14 protein-coding genes are annotated in these 26,063 nt (G+C 35.7%); all 14 read left to right on the top strand.

The annotated features are described in order from the left end of the window. Window positions 1–226: 226 nt before the first annotated feature. Window positions 227–2,458 carry a Piwi domain-containing protein gene (locus BLR42_RS13390; RefSeq protein ID WP_091870084.1) on the top strand — a complete coding sequence of 744 codons (2,232 nt, stop codon included), beginning with the start codon at window positions 227–229 and terminating at the stop codon, window positions 2,456–2,458. A gap of 91 nt (window positions 2,459–2,549) precedes the next feature. Then, the gene (locus tag BLR42_RS13395) at window positions 2,550–5,264 is read left to right on the top strand and encodes an ATP-dependent helicase (RefSeq protein ID WP_091870087.1); all 2,715 of its coding nucleotides are present in this window, start codon (window positions 2,550–2,552) and stop codon (window positions 5,262–5,264) included. Window positions 5,265–5,455: 191 nt separating this feature from the next. Beyond that, window positions 5,456–6,706 carry a restriction endonuclease gene (locus BLR42_RS13400; protein ID WP_091870090.1) on the top strand — a complete coding sequence of 417 codons (1,251 nt, stop codon included), beginning with the start codon at window positions 5,456–5,458 and terminating at the stop codon, window positions 6,704–6,706. Between the two features lie 267 nt (window positions 6,707–6,973). Beyond that, the gene (locus BLR42_RS13405; protein ID WP_091870093.1) at window positions 6,974–7,996 is read left to right on the top strand and encodes a DNA cytosine methyltransferase; all 1,023 of its coding nucleotides are present in this window, start codon (window positions 6,974–6,976) and stop codon (window positions 7,994–7,996) included. Next, the gene (locus BLR42_RS13410) at window positions 7,980–8,882 is read left to right on the top strand and encodes an Eco47II family restriction endonuclease (RefSeq protein WP_091870096.1); all 903 of its coding nucleotides are present in this window, start codon (window positions 7,980–7,982) and stop codon (window positions 8,880–8,882) included. Before BLR42_RS13405 ends, BLR42_RS13410 begins: the two co-directional genes overlap by 17 nt. Before the next feature lie 66 nt (window positions 8,883–8,948). Continuing rightward, entirely contained in the window at window positions 8,949–10,475 is a 1,527-nt protein-coding gene (locus tag BLR42_RS13415; protein ID WP_091870100.1) for a competence protein CoiA family protein, read from the top strand. Then, window positions 10,459–12,345 carry a hypothetical protein gene (locus BLR42_RS13420; protein WP_091870103.1) on the top strand — a complete coding sequence of 629 codons (1,887 nt, stop codon included), beginning with the start codon at window positions 10,459–10,461 and terminating at the stop codon, window positions 12,343–12,345. The genes BLR42_RS13415 and BLR42_RS13420 overlap by 17 nt, the downstream gene beginning before the upstream one ends. 1 nt (window position 12,346) lies before the next feature. Then, complete coding sequence (locus BLR42_RS13425) at window positions 12,347–13,348, top strand: hypothetical protein (protein WP_091870106.1); 1,002 nt, start codon at window positions 12,347–12,349, stop codon at window positions 13,346–13,348. After that, complete coding sequence (locus BLR42_RS13430; protein ID WP_091870109.1) at window positions 13,348–18,606, top strand: DEAD/DEAH box helicase; 5,259 nt, start codon at window positions 13,348–13,350, stop codon at window positions 18,604–18,606. Before BLR42_RS13425 ends, BLR42_RS13430 begins: the two co-directional genes overlap by 1 nt. A 33-nt stretch (window positions 18,607–18,639) precedes the next feature. Continuing rightward, the gene (locus BLR42_RS13435) at window positions 18,640–19,638 is read left to right on the top strand and encodes an HNH endonuclease (protein WP_091870112.1); all 999 of its coding nucleotides are present in this window, start codon (window positions 18,640–18,642) and stop codon (window positions 19,636–19,638) included. Further along, a complete protein-coding gene (locus BLR42_RS13440) occupies window positions 19,639–20,232 on the top strand; it encodes a class I SAM-dependent methyltransferase (RefSeq protein ID WP_091870114.1) in 594 nt (197 codons plus the stop codon). A gap of 172 nt (window positions 20,233–20,404) precedes the next feature. Next, the gene (locus tag BLR42_RS13445) at window positions 20,405–23,260 is read left to right on the top strand and encodes a UvrD-helicase domain-containing protein (RefSeq protein ID WP_207648546.1); all 2,856 of its coding nucleotides are present in this window, start codon (window positions 20,405–20,407) and stop codon (window positions 23,258–23,260) included. Between the two features lie 10 nt (window positions 23,261–23,270). Beyond that, a complete protein-coding gene (locus tag BLR42_RS13450) occupies window positions 23,271–25,898 on the top strand; it encodes a hypothetical protein (protein ID WP_091870119.1) in 2,628 nt (875 codons plus the stop codon). Further along, a complete protein-coding gene (locus BLR42_RS22800) occupies window positions 25,885–26,061 on the top strand; it encodes a hypothetical protein (protein ID WP_170832774.1) in 177 nt (58 codons plus the stop codon). Before BLR42_RS13450 ends, BLR42_RS22800 begins: the two co-directional genes overlap by 14 nt. Window positions 26,062–26,063 lie beyond the last annotated feature (2 nt).

Raw genomic sequence — 26,063 nt, forward strand, 5'->3', positions numbered from 1 at the left:
TGAGGAAATGAAAGAACGCGCAAAGAAGCTACTTGAAATAATGAATTGAATACCCAATTGTTAAAAGGTAATTGTCACAGTTTACGGTGATTATTGCCTTTTTTGATGCATAAATATAATTGAGTACGTTTTAACGGACATGATTTGCGCATAATATAATTAAGGGCATTCTAAGGCACAAAATAGACTGCTTAAAATATGCAAAAACATGTGAGGAGAATGTAAGATGAACGAATTAAGGCTAGAAGCATATAAATCTGATAGGAAAATACCAGCAACAGAATTTTATGTGTATAACGTCATTACACCTAACGTGGAAGACAGCGCTTTCAAGATTGTCCGTGGAGTATGCCGAAGTCTTTCTAACTACAATTCCGAAATTGGCATATTTGAAAATGGAAAGCAGATTATTGCAAGTGATGAGATAACAAATATTCCTCGAGGAATAGATTTTGAACTGCAATTTGAAGAAAAGAAAATGCTTGTTGTAGGTGAAAACAAAAGAGTATATGAGGAGTACATTAAGTATCTAATTAAGAAAAAACTAAAGACAGTTAAGGTATTCGATAAATATAGGAAGTATTCTTGTAATAGCGAAGTTACAAGTTGCTGGTTTTTGAATAACCAAGGTCGATATGAAATATATGAGTGTCAGGATAGGAGTATAAGGCTTGAAAGAGCATTCAATATCAGTGTGGAGATTATCGATGATATTGCATATCTTTGGCTTAATACTAAATCGTTTTTTGGATCAAAGCTAAGTATTATGGATTTGATCGCCATGAATAAAAATGTCTGCGGGTTGGAAGTGAAAAATGAATGGGCGAGGTTTAGTCAAAGTGGTACGGTTACTCAGGTGTGTGATTATACTGTTATTGATAAATTGGATTTTGGATATAGTCTTAAAGACTATTACATAGAAAAGAAGAAAGAGGCAATAATGGTTAACGAGTTACCGGATAATACGCCTGTAGTTTTAGTGGAAATGTCCCGTGGTGGTATAATACTTCCTTATTATCCGCAGGCATTAAAACCTATCATCACTCGAGAATATATTACAGGTTATGATCCGGGATTTTCTGTTAGGATTGATAATTTAGTAAAAAGAACAATGGCAAAAAGACTGCAGTCAGATTATGAGTTCATCTCTGATATTGGGGAGATAGTTGAATTGGATGGTTTGTCATTTGAAAAAGAGTGTTGTAAGCCTCAGATGCTAGGATATAAGTATGGACAGATTACTCCTCCGGAACTTATTTGTGGTGGTGGTAGAACTATAAAAATAGGCGGAGAATATCAGGTGTTCAATTATGGTTTTTATCAAAAGCCTAATCACAAGATTAAAGTAGGATATCTTTATCCAAGAGGAGAGTATGAACTCTTTAAACAGGTGGCGAATGATATATTTTTGTTTGCGACAAAAGGTGAGTATCATGGTAGTAAAGACGAATATACAAAGGAAAGGTTAATTGATATACAAGTGGCTCCAGTGATCAAGGAAGAGTATGATCTGGGTAACATTACTGACTACAAGAGAGCGGCATATAAGCTTAAGGATACAAATGATATTGATATTGTAATAGCATTAATACCAGATAATGAAGACGAAGAAAATCCATATAATCCTTTCAAAAAAATCTGGGCTGAAATGAATATTCCTTCCCAGATGATTACTATGGAAACTGCTCGATTGTTTATGCAAGATGCTCACAAAAACGGAAGGACATCTAAGTATTATCTTCAGAATATTGTACTTGGAATACTTGGAAAGACAGGAGGTATTCCTTGGATTGTGAAGAAGATGCCTGCAGGTGTGGATTGCTTTGTAGGATTAGATGTTGCGATGGTGGAACGGGGTATACATTACCCGGCTTGCTCAGTGGTTTTTGATAGTTGTGGGCGTATGTTGGGTTTTTTTAAACCACGTATTCCTCAAAAAGGTGAAAAAATAACTACGGAACTGCTACAGGATATTTTTGATCAGGTTATAATTTCATATGAGGATAATTTTGGGGAGAAGCCTCATAACATAGTAATTCATAGAGATGGGTTCAGTAATGAAAACTCGGAATGGTACGAATACTATTTCAATGCTCAGGGAATAAAGTATTCAATTATTGAGGTTAGAAAAAATGTAAGAGCCAAGTTAATTGAAGAAAACGGAAATGATTTGAATCCGGCTTTTGGATCTTGCGTGTTCAATGATAAAAAGGCGTATCTTGTTTCGACTCTAATGAAAAAGAGAAAAGGGTCTCCAAATCCGTTGTTGATAGAGAAGAATTGCGGCGATGTTAGCATAACAGATGCTGCTGCTCAGGTTCTCTATTTGACACAGTTACATGTGGGATCTACACAGAAACCAAGATTGCCTGTTACTACAGGATATGCAGATAAGATATGTAAAAATTTGGAATATGTTCCTGCAGGACAAGTGGAAAATAAGTTATTCTTTTTATAATAAATGATGATCAATATGCATTAAATCAAGATATTGACAATAAAATATGTAAGTTTTTTATGCTCTAGTAAAAAGTGCAGGAGGAAAATATATGGGATGGCTTGATGGTCTTTCTGAAAATCAATTAAAAGCAATAAATACTATTGATGAAGATTTGCAGATAATAGCGTGTGCTGGTGCTGGAAAAACCGGAGTGGTTACTAGAAGGGTAGTTAATATATTAAAGCAGAAGAGCAATATCCGACCCGAGAATATTGTTGCATTTACTTTTACGGAAAAAGCAGCAGAAGAGTTAAAAGGGAGAATATATAAATACGGCGAAGAAGTTTTAGGAAATACGCAGGGGTTTGCGACCATGTATGTTGGAACAATTCATGGTTTTTGCTTGAAAATGTTACAAGAATATATTCCTCAATTTCAGAAGTTCACTGTATTGGATGAGATTAAGACAAAGCTGTTTATAGAAAAATATAGTGACAGATGTGGGATGAATGAACTAGGTTTAAAAAAATACACCGAAACAAATTTGTTTCTAAATGTAATGGGAGTGTTGAATGAAAACTCATTTGATTCAGATAAATGGGATGATAAGGCAAAAATAGCGGTACAGAAATATAGAGAAGTATTTTACGAAAAGAACTATTTTGATTATTCATTGATAATGAAAGAAATGTTGTTTCAGCTTGAGAATAATAGGGAATTTGCAGACTTAATATATTCTAAAGTGAAATATCTTACAGTGGATGAGTACCAGGATATTAATCCGATTCAGGAGAGGCTTGTCTCATTTATAAGAGAAGGGGGATGCAACCTTTGTGTTGTAGGAGATGATGACCAAACAATATATCAGTTTAGGGGTAGCGATCCTGAAAATATACTCACTTTTAAAGATAGATATAATGTTAAAAACTATATAGTTTTGGACAAGGATTACAGAAGTACGGAAGGCATCGTAGGAATTGCTCAGAAAGTCATTGAAAATAATCTAAAACGTTTACCTAAAAAAATGGTTTCCGGATCAGTGGTTAAATATGAGGATACAGATACTATTTATTCTGAATTTAATTCGATTGAAGATGAATGTAAGTTTATTGCTGATAGAATTATAGAACTACATGATGCTGGTATTATGTATTCTGAGATGGCAGTTCTGCTAAGAAAAAGGAAGTTTGGATCAAGTTTTGCTAAGGTTTTTGAGGGAAAAGGCATACCGTTCATAGTTGAAGGGGTTAATGAACTTTTCACAACTGCTGAATGTAAAGCGGCCAAAGGAATATATGAATATTTAAATGGCGATATAACAGCAGCAGAATTGCGAAGACTATGGATGGATATAGCATATCCTTTGGATGTAGAGGAAGTATCTGACGCAATTCAGGCAATATCACATATTGACGTAAAAGGAATGAAGTTTTATGGAGAGTTTGTTATCCAAAAGGTTTTTCATGATTTTTTGCGGCATTTATCGATAGTTTCTGACTCGGATAATAAAAGTGCTGAGGTAATACTGTACAATCTTGGAAAGTTTTCACAAGTCATTAATGATTTCGAGACTGTGTATTATGCTACACTACCTAAAAATAAATTGTACAATTTCTGCAGTTTTATGAAATACATGGCGGAAGGTACTTATCCTGAAGGCTATATTGCGAATACCTATATTAGACCTGACGCGGTTAGTATAATGACTATACATCAATCAAAAGGATTGGAGTATACAGCGGTCTTTATTCCTCAGCTGAACAAAAATAACTTTCCATCAAAAAAGATTGGCGGGAAAGGAATATGGCATGTAATAAGCAAAGATTGGATTAGAAATTCTGATAAAATTGCTGGAGATGATCCTGAGGATAGGATCGAGGAAGAGAGAAAGCTTTTTTACGTAGCTGTAACACGTTCACGAAAGTATCTTTTTTTAACGCGTGCTCCATATAATAGGGCTGAGAAAGAAATATCACAATTTTTGATTGAAGCGAAAAGATCATCATACATGATTGCGTATGATGAGGATATGAAGTACTCGGGCGGGGATATTCCGAGAGTGAAAAAAGAGTTGGCGCCAATAAACCTTAATTTTTCAATACTTCAGGATTATTTTGAATGTGCTTATCGGTTCAAACTTTCTATGTTTTATGGCTTTGTTCAGCCAATTGCGACAGCAATGGGATATGGAAAGGCAATGCATGAAATTGTTATGAACATTCATAGAAAGTATATTGCCGGTGAAAAATTGACCGAGGACGAAGTTCATGCAATTGTAGAGAATAGTTTTTACTTACCATATGCAAATCCTAAGCTTGAAGAAAGTATGAGACAAGGAGCAGATAAAAGTGCTATAAACTATTACGAGAAAAATATGGACGAATTCAAGAACATTACCATGGCAGAGGCTGATATTGAGCTTGATATGGGTGAAGGGATTAAAGTTAATGGCCGTATTGACTTAGTTAAAAGAAAGGATATTTCTGGCAATACAAAGACTTATATTGTTGATTTTAAAACTGCTGATAGAGATGTGACGGAATGTATTAATACAGAGCAATTGAAAATATATGCGCTTGGATACGAAAGACTTACCGGTGAAAGGGCTGACTTTTTAGAAATATACAACCTTGATAATTCAGAACAAGAACGACAACGAGTTACAGATTCATTGATGACGGATGTTGTTACAGAAATTAAAGATGCTGCAAATAATATTAGGAATGATGATCTTCCAAGAAATTGTAGTAGGGAGAAGTGTAAAGGATGTTATCTGAACTACTTGTGTTTAAATAAGCAAGAAAAAAGCTTATATGAAGTATAATCACATTTCTTTTGAAAAGGACAAAAATCTCACTTGTGCATAAATGCGGGTATGTGAGATTTTCCTTTTTTCAGAGAATCATTCCAGTATTGTCTTTGCATATTCAAAGATTATCGTATTGGGGAGTACATGGTGTAAAATAGATAATAAAGAGCAAGAGACCGTTTGTTAGATGTAATGGTGAGGGGTATATGGAAGTTGCATTTGAACAATTGAGTAATGCAGATTTAGTAGTTGATACCGTGTATAAAGGTGGAAAAATAAGTGGAAAGGGTTCTGAAGTATTATCCAAACTTATGCCAGGATGTAGTAATTCTGGTGGATTCCGCAAGGTTATGAGAAAAGATGGCTCAGGATTACCGGCTTATGTTGTTTTGTATACTTCCATGCAGGAGCTTGCTTGGCCTGACTTTTTAGATGAAGAAACAGGTATTTTTAGGTATTATGGCGACAACAGAAGCCCTGGAAAGACGATTCTTGATACTCCGAGAAAAGGTAATCTTTTGCTAGAGTTTGTTTTTGATTGTTTAAATAGCAGAGATGGTTCTATCAAAGATATCCCGCCATTTTTTGTGTTTAAAAAGACTGGTTGTGGGTGGGATGTCAAATTTATTGGATTAGCTGCTCCGGGTAATCCAAAGATTTCTCCCGATAAAGATCTTGTTGCTTTTTGGCGAACCATGAATGATGAGAGATTTCAGAACTATGAAGCATATTTCACTGTTCTAGATACGAATAAAGCAATAGATAGACGTTGGTTGGATGCGTTAATCTACCACCATGAAGACAGTTTACAATATGCCCCGGAGGCATGGAAGCAATTTATGGTAAAGGGAAGGAATGGAATTATCCCTTTAATAGCTAAAAAAATTGTGCAAGTGCCCAATAAGTATGATCAGCTTCAGAGTGATAATGAAGGTTATGAATGTCTGAGAAAGATCCGAAGCTACTACAAGACATTTCCACAAGGATTCGAAATATGTGCTAAAGATATTTTGGAAAAGACAGATGAGAGATTTCAAGATTTTGAATTAACCAGACCTTGGCGCGACGGTGGTCGAGATGCTTTGGGATACTTTGTTATTGGCGCTGGAAGCAAGGCTAATCCTCCGCTAAGAATAGATTGCGCTTTGGAGGCAAAATGTTATAGTGAGTCTAATTCTGTTGGAGTTCGAGAGATGTCACGACTTATTTCGAGGATACGATACAGGCAATTCGGGGTTATGGTAACAACAAGTTATGTGGATAGCCAAGCATATAAAGAAGTAGTTGAAGATGGGCACCCAATATTGATAATTACAGCTTCTGATATTGCAAGAACTCTAAGGCATAGCTCTATTACCAGTGATAATATTGATGAGTGGCTTATTTCGTTAAACGAAGCTGATAAGCAGAGGATAAATAGAATATCTGCATATGCTGAAAAACTAATTAAAAAGTAGTTTAAATCTTGGATAATGAGGAGCGTATTATATCAAATAAACTGTCCATTTTATAGGATTGCATTTATGAGATAATGAATTATCGAATGGACGTGAAAGTTTTCAAGAGATTACGGATCGAGAAATAGATCATATAGCATAAAAGGGAATGGTGTGCGCTGGAAATAGATGTCAATTTGCGCATGGTATTTTCATTTTAATGCGTGTTAAATTATGTTAAAATTATATGTAGTTTTGTGGTTAAGTAATAGGGAAGAGAAGTGAAAAATGTGTACTACTATTGAATTATTTGCTGGTGCAGGTGGATTGGCACTTGGCGTGGAAAAGGCTGGCTTTGAAACTATAGGATTAATTGAATTTGATGCTGATGCGTGCCAAACCTTGCAGAAGAATAGACCTAATTGGAATGTTATTCACGATGATATAGCTAATATTTCCTGCTTGGATTTGGAAGATTACTTTGGCATTAAAAAAGGTGAATTGGACTTATTATCAGGTGGTGCTCCCTGCCAGGCATTTTCTTATGCTGGAAAGAGACTGGGCTTTGAGGATACTCGAGGAACACTATTCTATCATTATGCTGTTTTTTTACAGAAGTTACAGCCAAAGATGTTCTTATTTGAGAATGTCAGAGGGCTTCTTACACATGATGGTGGAAAAACTTATAGAACCATGCTCAATGTTTTTCAGGAAGCAGGATATACGATTCAGAAACAGATTTTGAATGCATGGGATTATGGTGTAGCACAAAAAAGAGAAAGGCTTATTACTATAGGTATTAGAAATGATTTGATAAATGATCTTCATTTTGAGTTTCCTAAGCCTCATGAGTATAAGCCGGTTTTGCGTGATATTTTGAAGAACGTACCGGATTCTCCATATACTCCATATGGAGAGAAGAAGAGACAGATATTTGAGATGGTTCCGCCGGGAGGATATTGGAAGGATATAGATCCTGCAATAGCAAAGGAATATATGAAGAGCTGCTGGTATATGGAGGGCGGAAGGACAGGAATTCTTAGAAGACTGAGTATGGATGAACCATCACTTACAGTACTTACTTCTCCATCACAAAAACAGACTGAAAGATGTCATCCACTGGAAGCAAGGCCTTTTACCATACGCGAAAATGCTAGATGTCAGAGCTTTCCGGATGAGTGGGAATTTTGTGGAAGTATTATGTCACAATATAAGCAAGTTGGAAATGCAGTTCCTGTAAATCTTGCATATGAAGTGGCAAATGAAATTAAGAAGGCATTGGAGGCGGATATAATTGCATTGGGAGCTTGATTTTATTAGTGAGCAAGACTTTGTAAAGCATGTTGAAGACACAATTACCAAATATGGTGACAAACTTGAACCATACGATATTAAGCGGTTTAATTCAAATATTATAGATCCGATAAAAATGCTATTTGATAAAACTGTCTACAATGTTTCTTGGGAAGAAATTGTTGGAAATGAGATCTTCCGGCAAAGGGATAAGTCAAATAACAATGATATAGGGTATTTTCATCAAAGAATATTTAAATATATTGCAAACTGTCATGTCCCTGAGAATGGTCAAGAAGGCGGTTGGGATGTTATTTATAAGAATGAAGCTGGAATAAATTTACCTGATGGAGATACAGTTCATACAATTTATGTTGAAATGAAGAATAAGCATAATACAATGAATTCTGCTTCAGCAGGGAAGACATACATTAAGATGCAGGATCAATTGCTTAAAGATGATGATTGTGCATGTTTTCTGGTTGAGGCCATAGCAAAGTCATCTCAAAACATTAAATGGGAAACAACTGTTAATGGGAATAGAGTATCACATAAAAGGATTCGTAGAGTGAGTATGGATCAGTTTTATGCGATGGTCACAGGTGAGGAAGATGCATTTTATAAAATGTGCATGGTATTACCAGAGGTTATTCAAAGGGTTGTGTCAAGTAATAAGGCAGTAAAGGTTCCGGAAGATACAGTGGTTGAGGAATTAAAGAGGATTGCTGCTAAAACCAACATTAAACCAGATGATTTAGCAATGGCAATGGCCATAAATATGTTGGGATTTGGAACATATAAGGGTTTTTGTGGTGGCCTGAAAATAGATGGCTTCGGAGAAAATGATGAAGGCAAAATGCTTGAACGATTATATGCATATGCCAGTCAGATAGTAAAGAAATAGCAAAAATGGTGTGTTCATGCTTAGAATGATCACACCATTTTTTGCTAAAAAGTAGGAGATGATTTATTGAAAACAGCGTTGGATTTTTATGTACGAGGGAAACAAAAAGAGACAAGTGCTGATGAATATAATTCCCATGGATATTTCCCAAAGGGAAGGTTTATTTGTCCTGAATGTGGGGAACCCGTATATATAAGACCAAGTAAGTATGCGAATTTTTTTGTGCATTATAAAAAGACGGATGAAACGGAGGAATGTGATAGGCGTGTTGATGGCGAAAGCCATGAGTCGGTATATGAAAGGTTAGGGCTACCACTTTATATTAGAGAATTTCAAGATAAAGAATTCAAATTACTTATGGGATTTAAATCATTACCTGAAGATTTGATACTGCAGGCAGAAAAAAGCAAAGCATCAATAAGTTTTGAAAATTCAGAGAGGTATTTAATTAATCGTGAACGCTTTTCAGCTGAAATGACGTCGATGATTCCTATTGGTTATATTCCGCAGGGGGGGAACAATTACTGTTTATCAATAAAACCTAGTGAATTTGCGCAGAAAGTAAAAAAGCATTGGTCAAATTATGCAGATGGGTTTTCTCTTGATGGAGCGTTATTTTCTATTACGGAACAAGGAGGTAGAAAGATTCGGCATGGGGATATTATTTCGACCGATACAGAATATTATTGGGTTAGAAGACAGAAAGGAGTTCCAACTAATTATAGAGGAATCCATATGGAGTTATATGGAAGACTTTGCATAAAGGACAGAATATGGAATGTGTATAAGGGGCATTTTTCATCTGAAATAAGTGATTATGAATATGCTAGGTTATCAGATTATTTACGTGAGAATTTAAGATTACATCTTTTAGAAAAAGCTCCGGAGTTTATTCCGATATGGCCACCTTTAATAAAACGAGAGGATGGCTATGCATATGATAGTGAATGTAAAAGGATTTATGGAAAAGTAATATCAGGAAATGAAGAGCCAAAAGCATATGTTTACAGAGGTGTTTCATGTGAGCCAGAAGTGATGTTTACTAATAATATAATGGAGGTGCAAACAAGAGGGAATCGGCTGGTTGTGAATATAGATAGGAAATATATTTCTGGCGGAGCATACTTTTATGAAGGGAAAGGCTCTTTTGAAGGCATAGATAATGTGGTTTCAATAAGTTATGAAGATAAAAAGCTAATAGTATGCGATTTGGATTCAAAACAGATGATTTACATTAAGAAGTCAGGTGAATTATCTAAGATTCAAAAGGAGAAAGACGTAACAATTGAAAATATTGCAAATGGTGATGTGATAGTGGTTTTGTCACATGGAAATCTGGTTGCATATGAAAAAATAGAAATATATGAGGAAGAAGCTGATTACATTAATGAGAAGTGGCTATACCGAATTATGGTTAAATATGATAAGGCAGGTAAAGTATGTTTGCCAAGTACAATTGGAAGATGGTTGATGAGACTTGAAATTACTGATCCTAGATTAAAAATGAAAATTCAACAAATTGTACGTGAGACGAAATTATCTAAAGTATTAGTGCCTATTTTGGAGGAGTGTGTGAATGCTAGACTTAAATAATGATTTGATAGAAAAATATGATGACCAAGAGATATCGTACATATTTGATAATGCAGATTTGGATTATTTTTTGGAACCCATGAAGAAAGAACCTGTGAGATATAAAAAATATGTGCGTAGGTTGGGGAATATGGATAAAAAATCTCAGCTAGTAAAAGCATTTCTGCCTAAATATGCATATTCATTATATAAAGATGGAGACATAAAGTATAAGGATGCATTAGTAAAAGCTTTAGAGCAACGCATGGATTTATTTGAGCAAGTTATTACAAAAAAAATAACACCGACGGTGACTTTTGATCAAATAAAAACTTTTACTGAGGAAGAATATGCTGAACTTGTAAGTAAAGTAAGTCAAGAAACGAAAGACTTACCTTTGGAAATGATACTGTTAATACTGAAAGCAAAGGACATAATTATTGATGATTCATTTGTTGCTTCAATAAAAGCAAAGATAAAACAAGGGCAAAAGTTTAAGGAAATTGAATTACAATATGCTCATAAAATCGATGAAGCTTTAAAAAATCAAGAAAGAACTCTTAAACAGAAATATGAATCAGAAATTGAAGACTATTCAAAAGATTCAAAAAGGCTTAGCAATGAACTAAAAGAAGCAAACAAAACAATAAGGGAGTTACAAGCACAGATAAAGGATATTAAAGATGCAGAATCCCTAGAACGGAAGCAATTGTATGATAAATGGGAAAGGGAGTCAAAAGAAAAACTAAATACAGAAATTGGACAAATGCGTCAGGAAAGGCTTTTAAATTTAGAAGAAGACATTAAGGAGAAACAAAATAAAGCTGACGAAACATTACAGGAAAAGATAAAAGATGCTAATGAAGATATTGCAAAGCTTAATAAAGAGAAGGATGAGCTATTGGAAATAAAGCAATTATTAACCAATAAGATAGCGAATTTAAATCAAGATAAAGAGAAGATAGATAAAGAATTACAAAATCTGAGAATTTCTGAAACAGAATATTTTGCCAATATTAGGCAGCGCTTTTTGTTACATGAGCTTGATAAAAATCTTTTTGGCATTGAGGACAAAAAAAGAACTCAGCAAGGGGAAGATCATGATATAGATGCATATGTTTATAAATGGAAGTCATTTTCGGATAATACAGAATCAAGTGATGAGATATCTTGCATAGCGGATTTTTTTGATGATTTTAGAGATAACATATCATTGAGTTTCGATGATCCATCTGAGATAGCAGCGCTTATTATTTCAACATTTGCGAATGGTAAGGCTGTTATCCTGGAAGATGGAGTGGCATTATATGCGGTAGATAGTATTGCGGAATTAGTAGATGGAGCGTCACCTACAGTGGTGGAAGCCAATAATGCAAATGCTGCGGAGATAATATCTATAATAAAGCGAACAGATGCGAAAGTCATTTATCTAGCTGGTATTCTCGATTTGTACAATGAGGCATTATTTGTAAATATATGTAGACAATGTTGTAATGAAAAATATCTGTTCTTTGGGATTAATTCTGTGGAGGATGTTAAGCTATTTTCAAAGAATATACATAATTACGGGGTTATATTAGATATAGATGGGCATTTGTCATTTGGATGGGATGAGCCTATTTTGACAGGCAAATACGATTTTAGAGATGTTCTACCTATTATATCTATCGAAGACAGCAAAAAGGTCTATGACAAGCATTTTAAGAAACTGGTTTCTGATGGATTGATTTCTAAAAGACATGCAATAGATTATTCAAGACTGCTTGGTATTTATTTTGAATCAATGGACGGAATAGGTAGTGTATTGAAAAAATCCTTCTTGATAGGTATACAAGGCAACCTTGATGAAGAAGAAATTGATAAAGATTTAAAAAAGTGCGGTTGGAAATGATATGAGTAATTTGATTGATACAATGGCAAAAGATATGAGAATATACCCATATCAAGGAGAAAGCCGTGAAAAGTATTACTGTAGGCTGGCTTATTCTGCAACAGCGCATTGGTTTCGCTATTTAACACAGGATAACAACATAGATAGTCACTACAAGAGTAAACAGTATATTCTTAGTCGCGGGAAAGAGATATTATACGCAATTAGTGAGAGCATTCCGGAATATCAAACATGGATATACCAAGAAGGTATCGAGAGTATTGAGGACGCAGTAAGGATTATACGAGAAAATATGCTGTTAACGGGGGAGCTTGTCGAAGTAAATGATAATTCCCGGATAACGATACCAGAGTACAAAAAGACTCCTTGTGGAATGTCTTTAAAACGTATTGTTGGCATATCAGAGAATAAAGATATATGTGAGTTTGTAGGGCTCACTCGGATACAAAACTCTAATGAAGATAATGAGAATAAGGAAAAAATAGTATTATCTGATTTTCTAAATTGGATTTATAAAACAGCAAAATGGAATATATGTGGAAATATAAATGACTATGAAATATTTGATGTAACATCAATTAAAGCTCCGTATCAATCATGGTCAGACCGTAAAAACAAAGCTATTTCTGATCATTTAGGGAGATTGTCACTCTTTAATGGTATGCACGAATATTGGTTGCTAAAATACGATGATGGTGAGTGGTATTCCGCTCCGTTGTCACCAATTTTGACGGAACTAAAAGAGGAACGACGTATTATTTTGGCGTTACGACAGCGACATAATAACCCTATGAGGGCATCATATATATATAGGAATCAAGTTATATTACTCACTATGTATTGTAGATTACCACTAAGGGAAGAGCGATATTTGACTACATACTGTTGGCCAGCTAATTATCTAACAGATAAGCTTAATTATATTGTCCCTTTTAAAATGTGGGATCAGGTCTCGGAACTATTATCAAATGAGTTAGGAATAATTCTTAAGGAGAAATTCTAATGGATGAGTATAGTATAAGCAACACACATGAAGCGTTAAAGAATAGACTCATTAACTATGTAGAAACAGCTTATTTTGGAAAAAACGATGATTTAAGGGATTTGTGTAAGGAAGAGTTAGAAGCGCAGGGCGTGCTATGGAAAGAACCATATATCGAAGCAAATCCTGCTTATATGTCAGTTAAAGACGGTTTAGCTAATAGTATGGCTATTCCACGTAATATTAAGAAAATACTCGAAAAGATGACAAGTAATAAGCTAGGTGTGTATAAATCTCCATATTGTCATCAGATAGAAGCAGTTGAAAATTTTTATAACCATAAAGATTTATTCGTTGCGACTGGAACAGGTTCTGGAAAAACAGAATGTTTTATGTGGCCAATGATAACAAAACTGGTTAATGAGGCTTCATCGACTCCAGCAACTTGGGATAAACGAGGGGTGCGAGCAATGATGCTATATCCCATGAACGCTCTTGTTGCAGATCAGATAGGTCGTTTGCGGCGAATGATAGGTACAGATGAGTTTATGACCATGTTTAAAGAATGTGCCGGTTCAGCAAGGAGACCGCAATTCGGAATGTACACGGGAAGAACACCATATGCAGGTGAGAATCAGCGACAACAAGACGTAAAACTAGCACAAACTCTTAGAGATAATCTAATAGAGAGGGATGATGAGACACTAGAACAGTTAAAGAAAATGGGTAAATACCCAGCAAAATATGATATTGAGAGATTTGCAGATGGTCTTATAGAGGGACAGCATATAACAGATAAGCGCGATGCAGAGTTAATTACCAGATTTGAAATGCAACAGAATACACCAGATATTCTAATTACAAACTATTCAATGCTAGAATATATGCTTATGCGTCAAGAGGAACAAAGCATATGGGAGAATACAAAGGAATGGTTAAATTCTGACAAAGAGAATACACTTTTATTCATTATAGATGAGGCTCATATGTATAGGGGAGCTTCTGGAGGAGAAGTTGCATTACTGATTAGACGTTTTCTTGATAAACTTGAAGTGGATAGAAATAAAGTTCAATTTATTTTAACAAGTGCAAGCATTCCCCAAGATGAAGAAGAGAAGGTAAAAAAATTTATTTGCGATCTGACAGCACAGGATTGGGAATATCGCGATTCTATAACCATTATTACAGGAAAAAAAGAACCTATTATTCTTGATAACAGTATAGATGTTGATCCAGTAGCTTTGGCAAAGATTGATGTGGATGAGCTACATGATGAAAAGAAACTTTTAATAATAAAAGAAATTGCCGGCGTACTGGGGTTGGATACTTCATCATGTGATTTTGATAATGAGGAAATAACATATAACTGGCTTTATAGCGAACTAACAAAAGTAAAGCCATTACTAAAAATTATGAAGTTGTGCCGAGGAAATGCATATTCTTTCCATAAATTGGCATATGATGTATTCCCAGATGTTGATAAAGATATCGCCCAAAAGGCGGTAAGTGTTTTGCTGGCAATTGCGCCTTTGGCGAAAAGTAAAGCCGGACAAGTATTGTTTCCGTCAAGATTGCATATGATGTTTAGGGGGATTTCAGGAATATATGCTTGTTCAAATCCGAATTGTAGCAAGAAAAATCATTCATCTCGACTTCCACTAGGGAAAGTATATATTGGAAAACACGATGATGTTTGTAGCTGTGGTGGGAAAATATATGAACTACTTAACGATAGGTCATGTGGAGCTATTTTCTTGCGGGGGTTTATTGATGAGGATGAGCCTGCTGCACAGTTTGTATGGAATAAGAAAGGGGTGAATATATCTCAAAATCTAAAAGAAGTTCATTATTATATAATCCCTGATGACTTACCAGTTAAGGCAAAGAAAGATTTAAAAACGGGATGGATTAATTCTATAGCCGGCAGGTTAGAAACGAGTGATTCAAATGCCGGGCATCCACATTATTTACATGTTGCTTATTCGAGTAAGCCATTGTCAAAAGATGATAAGATTTACTCGTTTTCTACATGCCCAAAATGTAAGAAAATGCATCTACATGTCACGGATTTCTCTACAAAAGGAAATGAGCCATTTTTCCATCTTGTATCTGAGCAGTTAATGATACAACCGCCAGTGATTACAGATCCTGAAAAGTTGGAATTAACACCAAATGCAGGGAGAAAAGTATTGCTTTTTTCCGATAGCAGGCAACGAGCGGCTACCTTGGCTAAAGAATTAACATCTGTTGCAGATGAAGATGCTATGAGAAAAGCTATCACAGTGGCTGCGAAAGAATTAGAAGAATGGGCTCATGCAGAACATAAAGAAGCATCTATGGAGTTATTATATGTTTCGTTTTTAAAGGTGGCGTTAGATAACAAGCTTAGATTTTTCTATGGTAGTGACGAGAAAGATCTTCATGAACATCTGCAGGCTATGAAAAGAGCTCTTGAGAGAATGCAAAGGAGAGGAAGAAGGAACAGTTTAGATTATCAGGATTTGAAGCGTCGTAGTTTTGCAACGGTTCCGGAGCTATATTCTAGGTATTTATTAAAAATACTCTGCAGTAATTTCAGATCCTTTACAGATTTGGGATTATGTTGGGTGCAACCATGTAATGAAGATATGATAGATGATGTTCTTTATGATTTAGAGTCTCAGAATATTTTGATGACTCCGGAGTCATTTTGTGCTTTTTTTGCAGCGTGGTCGGCTGAAGTGCTTACTGATAGTTACGCTTATGATCAGAGTATTAGCAAAAATGTTAGAAGAAGTGTGACTAATGTCCCGAGATTTGGAATTGACCCGGAGGCTAAGTTGCCGAAGAGGTTTGCAAGTATTCTTGAAGAAAATGGAATAGATGAAACCAAGCATAAATACATACTTACAGGTCTATTGCAGTTTACAACGAAGGGAAATGATGATAATGAGAATTTGTATCTTAACCCTCAGCTTATTTCTCTTAATTTTGATGCTGATCATGACTGGTATAAGTGCCCTAATTGTGGAAGAGTTTTTCCTTATACATTATGGGGGAAATGCGTTTGGTGTGGAGAAGGAGCTCCAAATGTAATGAAGGAAAATGAATTCAAGGGATTAGAGTTTTGGAGACAGCCTATTCTAGACGCAGTCGAAGGTAAACGAGATGCGCTGATGACAAGAATTAATACTGAAGAACATACAGCTCAGCTTTCACATAAGGATCAACGTATCGATATGTGGTCTACAACTGAAGAATATGAATTGAGATTCCAGAATGTATATATTGATGATAATGGACCTGTAGATGTACTTAGCTGTACTACCACGATGGAAGTAGGAATTGACATTGGATCATTAACAGCTGTGGGATTGCGTAATATTCCGCCAATGAGAGAGAACTATCAACAGAGAGCAGGACGAGCAGGTAGAAGAGGATCAGCAATATCAACAATAGTAACATATACAGATAATGGGCCACATGATAGTTACTATTTTAATAATCCTGAAAAAATAATAGCAGGAGAACCGAGACATCCATCAATAGATATGGATAATCCAAAACTTACTTATCGACATTTAAACGTTATTTATTTGTCAGAATTCTTGGAAGAAAAGAATACTTCAGCGAATTCTATGGGAATAATTGAGTTTTTTGATCGATTTTATTCAGATTTTGTTAATTATATAAACGAGAAAGAGCTTTCAGGTAAGGAATTATCTATATTAGTTCCTAGCACTCAACATGAATATATTGATAGCTGGAAAACTCAGCTTTTAAGAGCCGTTGAAGGCTTGTCTAAAAAGGTAGATGGTTTTAAAGATGATTATTATGATTCCAATAATAATGAAAAAAAGTTGTTAGATGTTTTTCTTGAGGAAGGCATTTTTCCAACTTATTCATTCCCAAGAAATGTAGTTGGATTCTGTATAGAGGATCTTAAAGGCCAGAAAATAGAGCAAGAGCCAGATAGAGCTTTGGATATGGCAATAAGTGAATATGCACCAGGTAGACTTATTGTAGTAAATAAGAAGACCTACAAATCTGGTGGTATTTATAATTTTCATTCCAAGTTCCGTGAAGAAGATAAGGAACATCCAGCTAGAAAATATTTTTCAAGTAATGAGTACATAAAGTCTATTTTTTATTGTAAAAACAACTCCTGTAATTGGGTTGGAAATAGTGATCCGGGAAAAATTTGCCCGTTTTGTGGACAAGATACCATTAAGTGGCAAAGGATGGTAAAACCATGGGGATTTGCGCCTATAGATGGTACAAGTATAAGAGAAGCTGAGGCAGAGGCTGAGATGTCTTATGCGGAATTACCAAGTTATGCATCGCCAATAAAGGATGATGAGATGGAGCAATCTTCAGATTATCAGATGGTAAGGTATGGGCGCTTGGTAGATCAGCCACTTACTATTATGAATCAAGGTCCGGAAGGTGAAGGCTTCACTATATGTGAAGACTGTGGAGCTGCAGTGCCAGGAGATGATGTGGGTGCATTGCAAAAAATAAGACCTCCGTATAGACATCCAAGAGTGAAATTTAGATGCACACATCCTGCTGATAGAATTGCAAATGCATTTTTGGGACATGAGTTTCTAACAGATATGGTACTTATAGAGTTAACACTCGATCCAGATAAGATTGATGTTAGTCATGAAGCAATGTGGATTGATTCTGCAAGTCAAACTTTAACAGAAGCGTTGGTTTTGGCGGCAGGGCAACTCCTGGATGTCGAATTTAACGACTTAAAAGGTGGATACCGTCTTCGATATGATGGAGCAAGAGTTAATGTAGATATATTCCTGTTTGATAGCTTATCTAGTGGAGCTGGTTATAGCTCTATGCTGGCAGGTAGATTAACAGACCTTTTGAAAGAGGCAGAGCATGTATTAGATTGCAAAGCCAATTGTGCTACAGCATGTCATAATTGTTTGAAACATTATTGGAATCAAAGAGTGCATAATAAGTTAGATCGTCATTTGGCAAGAGAATTGCTGGATTGGAGCAGAAACCAAAAAATGGCAGATCCGATTTCATATGAGAAGCAGAAAGTATTAGTTAAAGGTATAAAAGAAACCGCACTTATCGATGCTGACTTTGATATTAAGTTTGAAAATGGTCGAATAACGGGAGTCTCTGGCAATACAGAAAGGGAAATATACGTATATCCAGCAATGTGGAAAAAGAATAATTATCTTATTCCGAAAGGGTGTATAGCTGTTTCTGATAAACTAGTGATAAACGCAATGCCATCGGCATACAGCATAATTCGTAAAGGGTTGTACTAGATTTAGAAGCAAAATGATGGAATTAGGAGTTTTATGGCAGCAGGATATTTGTTAAAGGAGGCAGAATATATAGACAGACCACTTTCTGATGATGAAATGTGGTCCTCCTTTGCATACCTTTTTTCAAGTAAGTCTGTTAATGATACTAGTTATAAATATGGTTTCCTCAAATCGATTCTGGACAATCTCTATAACACTAATGATAAACTTATTCTTGATTTTGATCAGCTGTTTCTGAAGTTTGCTGAGATTTATTGGAATCTTGTATTGAAGCATCATATACTTCAAAAGAAGCCAGGAAAGTTAAATAGACAGTCGGAGCTAGAAAAAGCACTTATATTGGGTAAAGAGAAATATGGGATTTTTGAAGACATCCCATTTGAAAGTCTTTCCAATGATATGAAAAAAGATATTTGTCGAAGAGTAAAGGCTAAGTGTAAGCTAAATGTAGTTGGTGCGTTGTACGCAGATTTGGGAGGCCTGTTTTATTCATTTTCGAGAAATGAGGAGTGGTTGCAGATAAATCCGAGAATGTATGAATTTGTTTGTAAACATAAGGTTGCTATAGAAAAGCTGAACTATTATGAGTGGGCTAAGTTTTTGGAAAGAGTAAATGAGGATAGTGTTGTAGATCACCTTCTTAGCAAGATTGATGAGAGTACTTTAAGAACCCGTAGCAGCCTTGCATACTATAGGGACATTCTGTTCCGAGAATTTGAAAGTAAATGTTTTTATTGTGGGAAACCTGTTACTAAGAAAAGCGTTGAAGTAGATCACTTTATTCCATGGTCATTTATAAAGGATGATCAGATATGGAATTTTGTTCTTGCTTGTCCGGAGTGCAACAACAAGAAGAGGGATAAGCTTGCTCAGGTAGATTATCTCAACAAGATATCAGATCGTAATGAGATTTTGATTGAGAGAAATACTATAAATCGCGCAGAGGCAGCAGGTCGTATAAAGATGATTTACAACTGGGCTCAGAAGAATGGATATAACGAAATCTGGACACCAAAGAAAGTAAGCGTATAGATGATTATTGATAAAAATGTTGAGTACTATAACAATAATGCTGACAGTTTTTTTCAAGGTTCAGTTAATGCAGATATGTCAGGCGTGAGAAATAGTTTTTTATCTTATATTCCTGATGGAGGCAAGATTCTAGATGCGGGCTGTGGAAGTGGGAGAGACAGTAAGGCTTTCACAGATGCAGGATATGAAGTTGTATCTTTTGATGCTTCGGAAGAGATGTGTAAAAGAGCATCAGAGTATATTGGACAGAAAGTCCTGAATATGCGCTTTGAAGATATGGAGTTTTCAGATGAATTTGATGGAATTTGGGCGTGCGCTTCGTTACTCCATGTTCCGATAGAAGTGTTGTCGGATGTCATGAATAAGATGCATAAAGCACTGAAGAGCAGCGGTTATATATATGCTTCTTTTAAATATGGCGAGGGAATAAAGCTTCGAGGAGACAGGCGGTTTTGCGATTTTTCAGAAAGTAGCGTAATTCCAGTATTTGAGGATGCTGGATTTGAGATCGTAAGCAATATTGTTGGCACAGATTCAAGGCCTGGAAGAGAAGAAGAGAAATGGGTCAATGTGATTGGCAAAAGGTGCCTATGAAAGTATCCGGTTTATAAAGATTTAATCTATATTCTATATTTTTCTCATATATTGCAATATTAGGTGCTGTATAATGAATTGGGGAGACGTGGTCTCCCCTTTGTTTTTTGTGGGGAAAATTCACAATTGTTTATACATTTTGGAATATTGCATCAAAGGAATGGTGGCAGAAGTGGAAAACAAAGAAGCAGAGGCTGTTGTTCAATCCGAGAAGAAAAAAACTGATGATAAAACAAATATACTGCCAATAGGTGGCAGCATAAAATATGATGATGATATCACTCATGAAATGGGGGCTAAATACTCCGTCCTCATAAGCGGAAAAAGCGAAAATGACTTTATTGATAAGATTGGGAAATGGCTCGAATACGGAATTAAAGTCTTGTGGTTTGGGGATAATAAATCATGTGAAAAGATAAAAGAAAAGTATAAGGTATATATTGATGCATATTTGCTTCAGGTATATGTTTGCTGTGGAAATACCGGAATTATTATTGATGGGAACGATGAATCTGGCCTGATTGATAGGCTTGAGTCAGCGTGCCCATTTTTTAATGCCGCTCAATATAGGGTTGAACATAGCAAAGCAGATGAGCATATTGTGGTTCAGGCAAGTGCAGGAACAGGGAAAACTACGGTAATGATTGATAGGATCATGTTTCTGATGCACACAGTGCCGGATTTTCATATGTATGACATATATATGATTACATTTACTAATGATGCAACGGAAGAAATGAATCGTAGATTACAGAAGGCGTTATTGACCCGTTACCATCTTACTGGAAACATTAAATACTTTAAATGGGTTGAAGAGCAATCTCAGATGCAGATTAGTACTATTCATAGTTTTTGCTATTTAATGCTAAGACAGAATGGCATAAATAAGGGATTTACAGAAAATCTTTCAATTAAGGGGTTATCACTGGAAAAGCACAAACTTATATCTGAGGTTATTAATAGCAGAACAGAAGAATCAGAAACCATAGAGGAGAAGGTAGGAGAGTCCTTATATCAGACAAAAGCATTGGCTGAAAAATATTGGGACCAGTTTGCGAAGATAGGGGTGTCTCATAATGATATTCATAATATGTTGTGGGGCGAAAATTTTGTAAATGCTGAGTCAGAGCGGTTTTCGGAGTTTATAAAAGAAACAATACCGGAAATTGATGATAAGTTCTTTGAAATAAAACGGAAAATGGATGCGATTTCATTGAGCGATATTATCAGAGATTTGCAGGTAGTGTTAGAGGGTTATGCTGAAGATAAAGATAAGGCAGCAGACAAAGAAGATGATACAGGCATGCTACGTTTGAATATGAAATATCTGTTTATTGATGAGTTTCAGGATACGGATCTTTCACAGATTGCGGTTGCTATGCTACTGGTTAAACTGACAAATACAAGACTTTTTGTTGTCGGTGACGTAAAGCAGAGTATATACGGGTTTCGTGGTGCTAATGATGAAGCTTTCGACACTTTTAGCGAAAGGCTGCTTGAAATCGATAAAAACGGATTTAGGAATTATTCTCTGAAGAACAATTATAGAACTTCGAAGGAACTGATGGATTCTATGGATAAGTACTTTAGAGCCTGGGGAAAAGCAGGACTTTTAAAATATGATAATCCGGTAGTTCCTTTAAATTCAGGATTAGACGAAAAGATAGAAGTTTACCATTGCATGAAACCTAAGAGTTTATCAAACATAGTATATGAAGAAAATGAAGAAGATGCACAGGTGCTGGATGCAATGAAGGGAAAATCAAGGAATAATGATCCTACGCAGCCTTCAGGGGAAGAGATTGCTAACATCACATGGGACGCCCTTGATAATCTTGTTAAACGTATTGAGGAATCGGGAAAAGAACCAAGTGAAAAAGACAGGGTTGTGCTGCTCACAAGAACAAATAACCAGTTAGATGAGTTATCGATGCTGCTTCGGAAAAATAAGATACCGTGCGTGGTTAGAAGGGAAGGCTGCTTTTATAAAAGTGAAGCAGTGCGTGATTTTTATGCGCTTATCTGCTCGTATATGTTTGAGAATGATCCTAAGCATATCTTTAATTATCTATTGACGCCATACGCTGGCTATACGGGAATGATAGACCTTAAGTTTATTGAAGAATTAAATGGTGATAGGGATAAGATTCATGCCTATCTGAAGGGCTTTCTGGATAAAACAGATTGGGAAAAGTATAGAAAAGAGATGAGGCTGAGGCCTGTAATATCTGTTCTGAAACATATTTTGGAAGATTCATCTATACTAGACGAACTCATGAAAAACAATCATGGGAATTTGGAAACCAGTGATGAAATATATGCCGAGGAGGGAGAGCCTACTGAAGAAAATGTGGATGTGAGTGAGGAATTAAATGAGTCGGATAACTTGGAAGATGATGAATCGAGTGAAAAGAAAGATGATTCAAAGAAAAAGAAGAAAGATCCGAATTACATCTATAACTATATTGCGCAGTTAAAAAAGGCGGCAAATGATGAGGACTGGGACGAGAAACGAAAAGAAACGATGGTCTCAATTCGCGCAGCACAATATAAAGCAAATATATATAAGCTCATGGAGATAATACATGAAAACTTTGGTCGTGGGAAAACAAGCCTTTATGACATTTATCAGTTTTTGAGGATACAAATAGCAACTAATCGCGATGAAGAAGAGCCTAACATAAGAACCCAAAATGATTACAAGAGTGTTTTGTGTATGACAGCTCATAAGTCAAAAGGTCTTGAATTTGACACGATTATTATCCCTTACACGGGAAAACGGCTTTATACAAAAAAGGAAGCAGAAATAATTATTGATATAAAGACAAAGAGAGTTGGTTGGAATGGTGAGGGTACAAATTTCTGCAATGAATATTATGAAGAGCTTCATGATATGAAAATCGATAAGGAGAGGCGTGAAGAAATCAGAATATTGTATGTTGCCATGACAAGAGCCATAAACAGACTGACGGTTATTCTGCCGCTTCAGCCGAAGGATGATACGTGGGCTAGCTATATAGGAAATTGAAGGAAATGTTATGGGAAGGAAAATCTATACGTACACTGAACGTGAAAATCTATATAAGTGTAGTTTTTGGCAGGAATTGAAAAATATTCCTCAAATTGTTGTGTCCAATGATATGAAGAGGTGCCTCAAAGGTAAGGATAAAAAGGGAAAACCTCAGGGGATCTTTAAAAGTGATAGAAACTTTAGTGTTGCTTCATTTGATGATCTTAAAAGGATTATTCTGTCAGAGTGGAATAAGCCTGAAAATAAGTATCTTTTGCGTGCTTCAATTTCGAGATTGATGAAACGAATGATAGAGAAATCTGAGGATGAAGTTAAAAAAAATTGGTTACGTGGATGCAAGAAAAATATTGGAGGGATGATTGACTCTATTCAAATATTAGAGGAAGCAAATGTTATTCCAGATGATTTGAAATACTGCGTAAATGCTGATATTCAACTTTTAAAGGAGGTTTGGATTTATTTGCTTGAAAATGAAACTGTTATTGGGGATTTCAAAAAAAAGATGAAAGTATTAGAAAACCCAGATAATATGTGTAAGATATTAGCTGCCTTGTTCGCACTTCCTGAGAATACTGTAATAGATAAGGTAGTAATCCACGGATTTTATTACATAACACCAATTCAGGAAAGAGTAATGGATTTGATGGAAAAGTGCGGGATAGAGCTGATTTTTCTTTTCCCTTATGATTCTAGATATGGGTTTGCTAACGAAATATGGAGAAAAACGTATTGGGGAATAAAGTATGAGAATAAGTGGATAAGCGAAGTGACTAATGAAAGTGATCCAGCTGGAGAGATATTCGAAGGATGTAGTATAGAGCCTAAGAACAAAATAGTAATAATAGAATATGGTTCGATGCTTGACCTTGCGAATGGGATTTATAAGAGTAGAAATGTTGGATCAGGAATATATTCAGGAAATCAGAGTGAAGCGAATGAGATTTTACAGGATTTTTACCCTGAAGAGTATGGAAAACGCAGATTATTAGCATATCCGATAGGAAAGTTTATATGGTGTATCAATGACATGTGGGATGAAGAAAGAAATGAAATAATCCTCACAGAGAAAAAGTTATTGGAATGCTTTTCGTCCGGATGGTTAGCTAAGGATGGAAACAACGGAAAAGAATATGTAGAGGATGTTGTCAATCTTATGCCTTTCTTTAGGGATTGCGTAAGCATATCTGAGTGGGGAAAGCGAATGAATGTCCTAGAAGATATACATAAGAACAGCTTTTCAGAAATTCCGAAAAAAAACGATGAAGTAGAGAGTAGATGGCAGCGTGTCATGGGTAACCCTCTTGGATCATACAGCCAGTTTTCGGTTTTACCGGAACGGGCTCATGTTGTAATGGAATTGATCAGGCATATGTTATTCATAGCAAAAGAGTTATTTACAAGTGATGGAGAAATCCAGATAGCAGATCATATAAAAAAGCTGAGAAAAATAATCGCTGAGATTGATGTAACAGATGAAGTTTATGTTGAAGAGAGGGAGATAGTAAATAGAATCTTGCTTAAGATTCAGAATGACACAACTTCAAAAATCAAATGCTTCCCTGAGGATGCAGCAAGTGCATTGGAATTGTATTTGAATGATGTGTTTGATGATGGTGAAATTGTTAATGATGTTGGAGATGTTGTCTATCCTATGTTTCATACAGAATCAGCTAATTACTTATTTGGAAAGGCACATATATGCATGTGTGATAGTAATAGCATGCCTGGGGGAAAAGCGTCAGTACCATGGCCACTTAGCATGGGGGCAATAGAGTTGTTGTATGAAAAAACACACAAAGAATTGTTGGGAAATTTGATTGCTGTGAAAAACAATCATGGTTTGGCAAACAGATATTTTATGTATTCGGCATTAAAATGTAAGGAAGTTACTATATCCTGGGTTTCTAAAATAAATGAAAAAGGCAGAGAAGCATCCCCATACATAGGACTTATAAGTGAGGCTACTAATACTAAAATTTGGAAGGTAAATAGTACTAGAATAGGGAAGGAAACGTTTGAAATAACTTCTCCATCGGAAGCAGCCGTTAGTTGTTATAAAACTGAGGATATTCCCAATGTGGTGCCTAAAGAGGCCAAGATGGATTTTATGGTCTGTCCACTAAGATATCTATATGGGTATTTACTGGATGAACGACCAAAATTCCAAAGTGAATTCATTCAGAGCAGATCTATTTATTCATTAGTGGTTGCAATATCAAATTTGCTTGACTCGAAGGAATCGGGATTGGATGAAATATTTGATAATGTGACAGAGCTTTTCCCGGGATTGCAAAGCTCTGACAAAAAAGCAATATATAAAAGCCTGACAGATAGAACTGTGTCAGATGATGATGGACTTACAGGAATGGACGAAGAAGGCGGAATGTATTTCTCTGAGGAACGATTGAGAGTGCATTTTCCTGATTGGAAATCATTAAAAAGTGCTATCAGAGAATATGGGAAGATTGGAACTAACGAAGGGGAGAAGGAAATAACCTTCAAGAAACCATCAGCGAGTTATATTTCTGAAGGCCATATGTCCAAAAGCCATCCGTGTTCTTATTGCCCTAATGTAGAGTGGTGCAAGTATGCGTTGTTCCCAAGGGATAAGGAGAAGATCTATGGTAAAGCGTGATTTTTGGGATAAGGTTAATAAAGCCTGGGTATCGGAAACTAATGGAATAAATCCGAAAATTCCACGTATTGCAGATCGTGGAACCGGAATGACAACGGAAGAAATCAAGAAGCAAAAGGAAGAATTAAAAGAACAGGATAACTATGACTTTTCTGACTTTTGAGG

The sequence above is a fragment of the Butyrivibrio sp. INlla16 genome (genome assembly GCF_900104155.1).
In the GTDB taxonomy this organism is placed as follows: domain Bacteria; phylum Bacillota; class Clostridia; order Lachnospirales; family Lachnospiraceae; genus Butyrivibrio.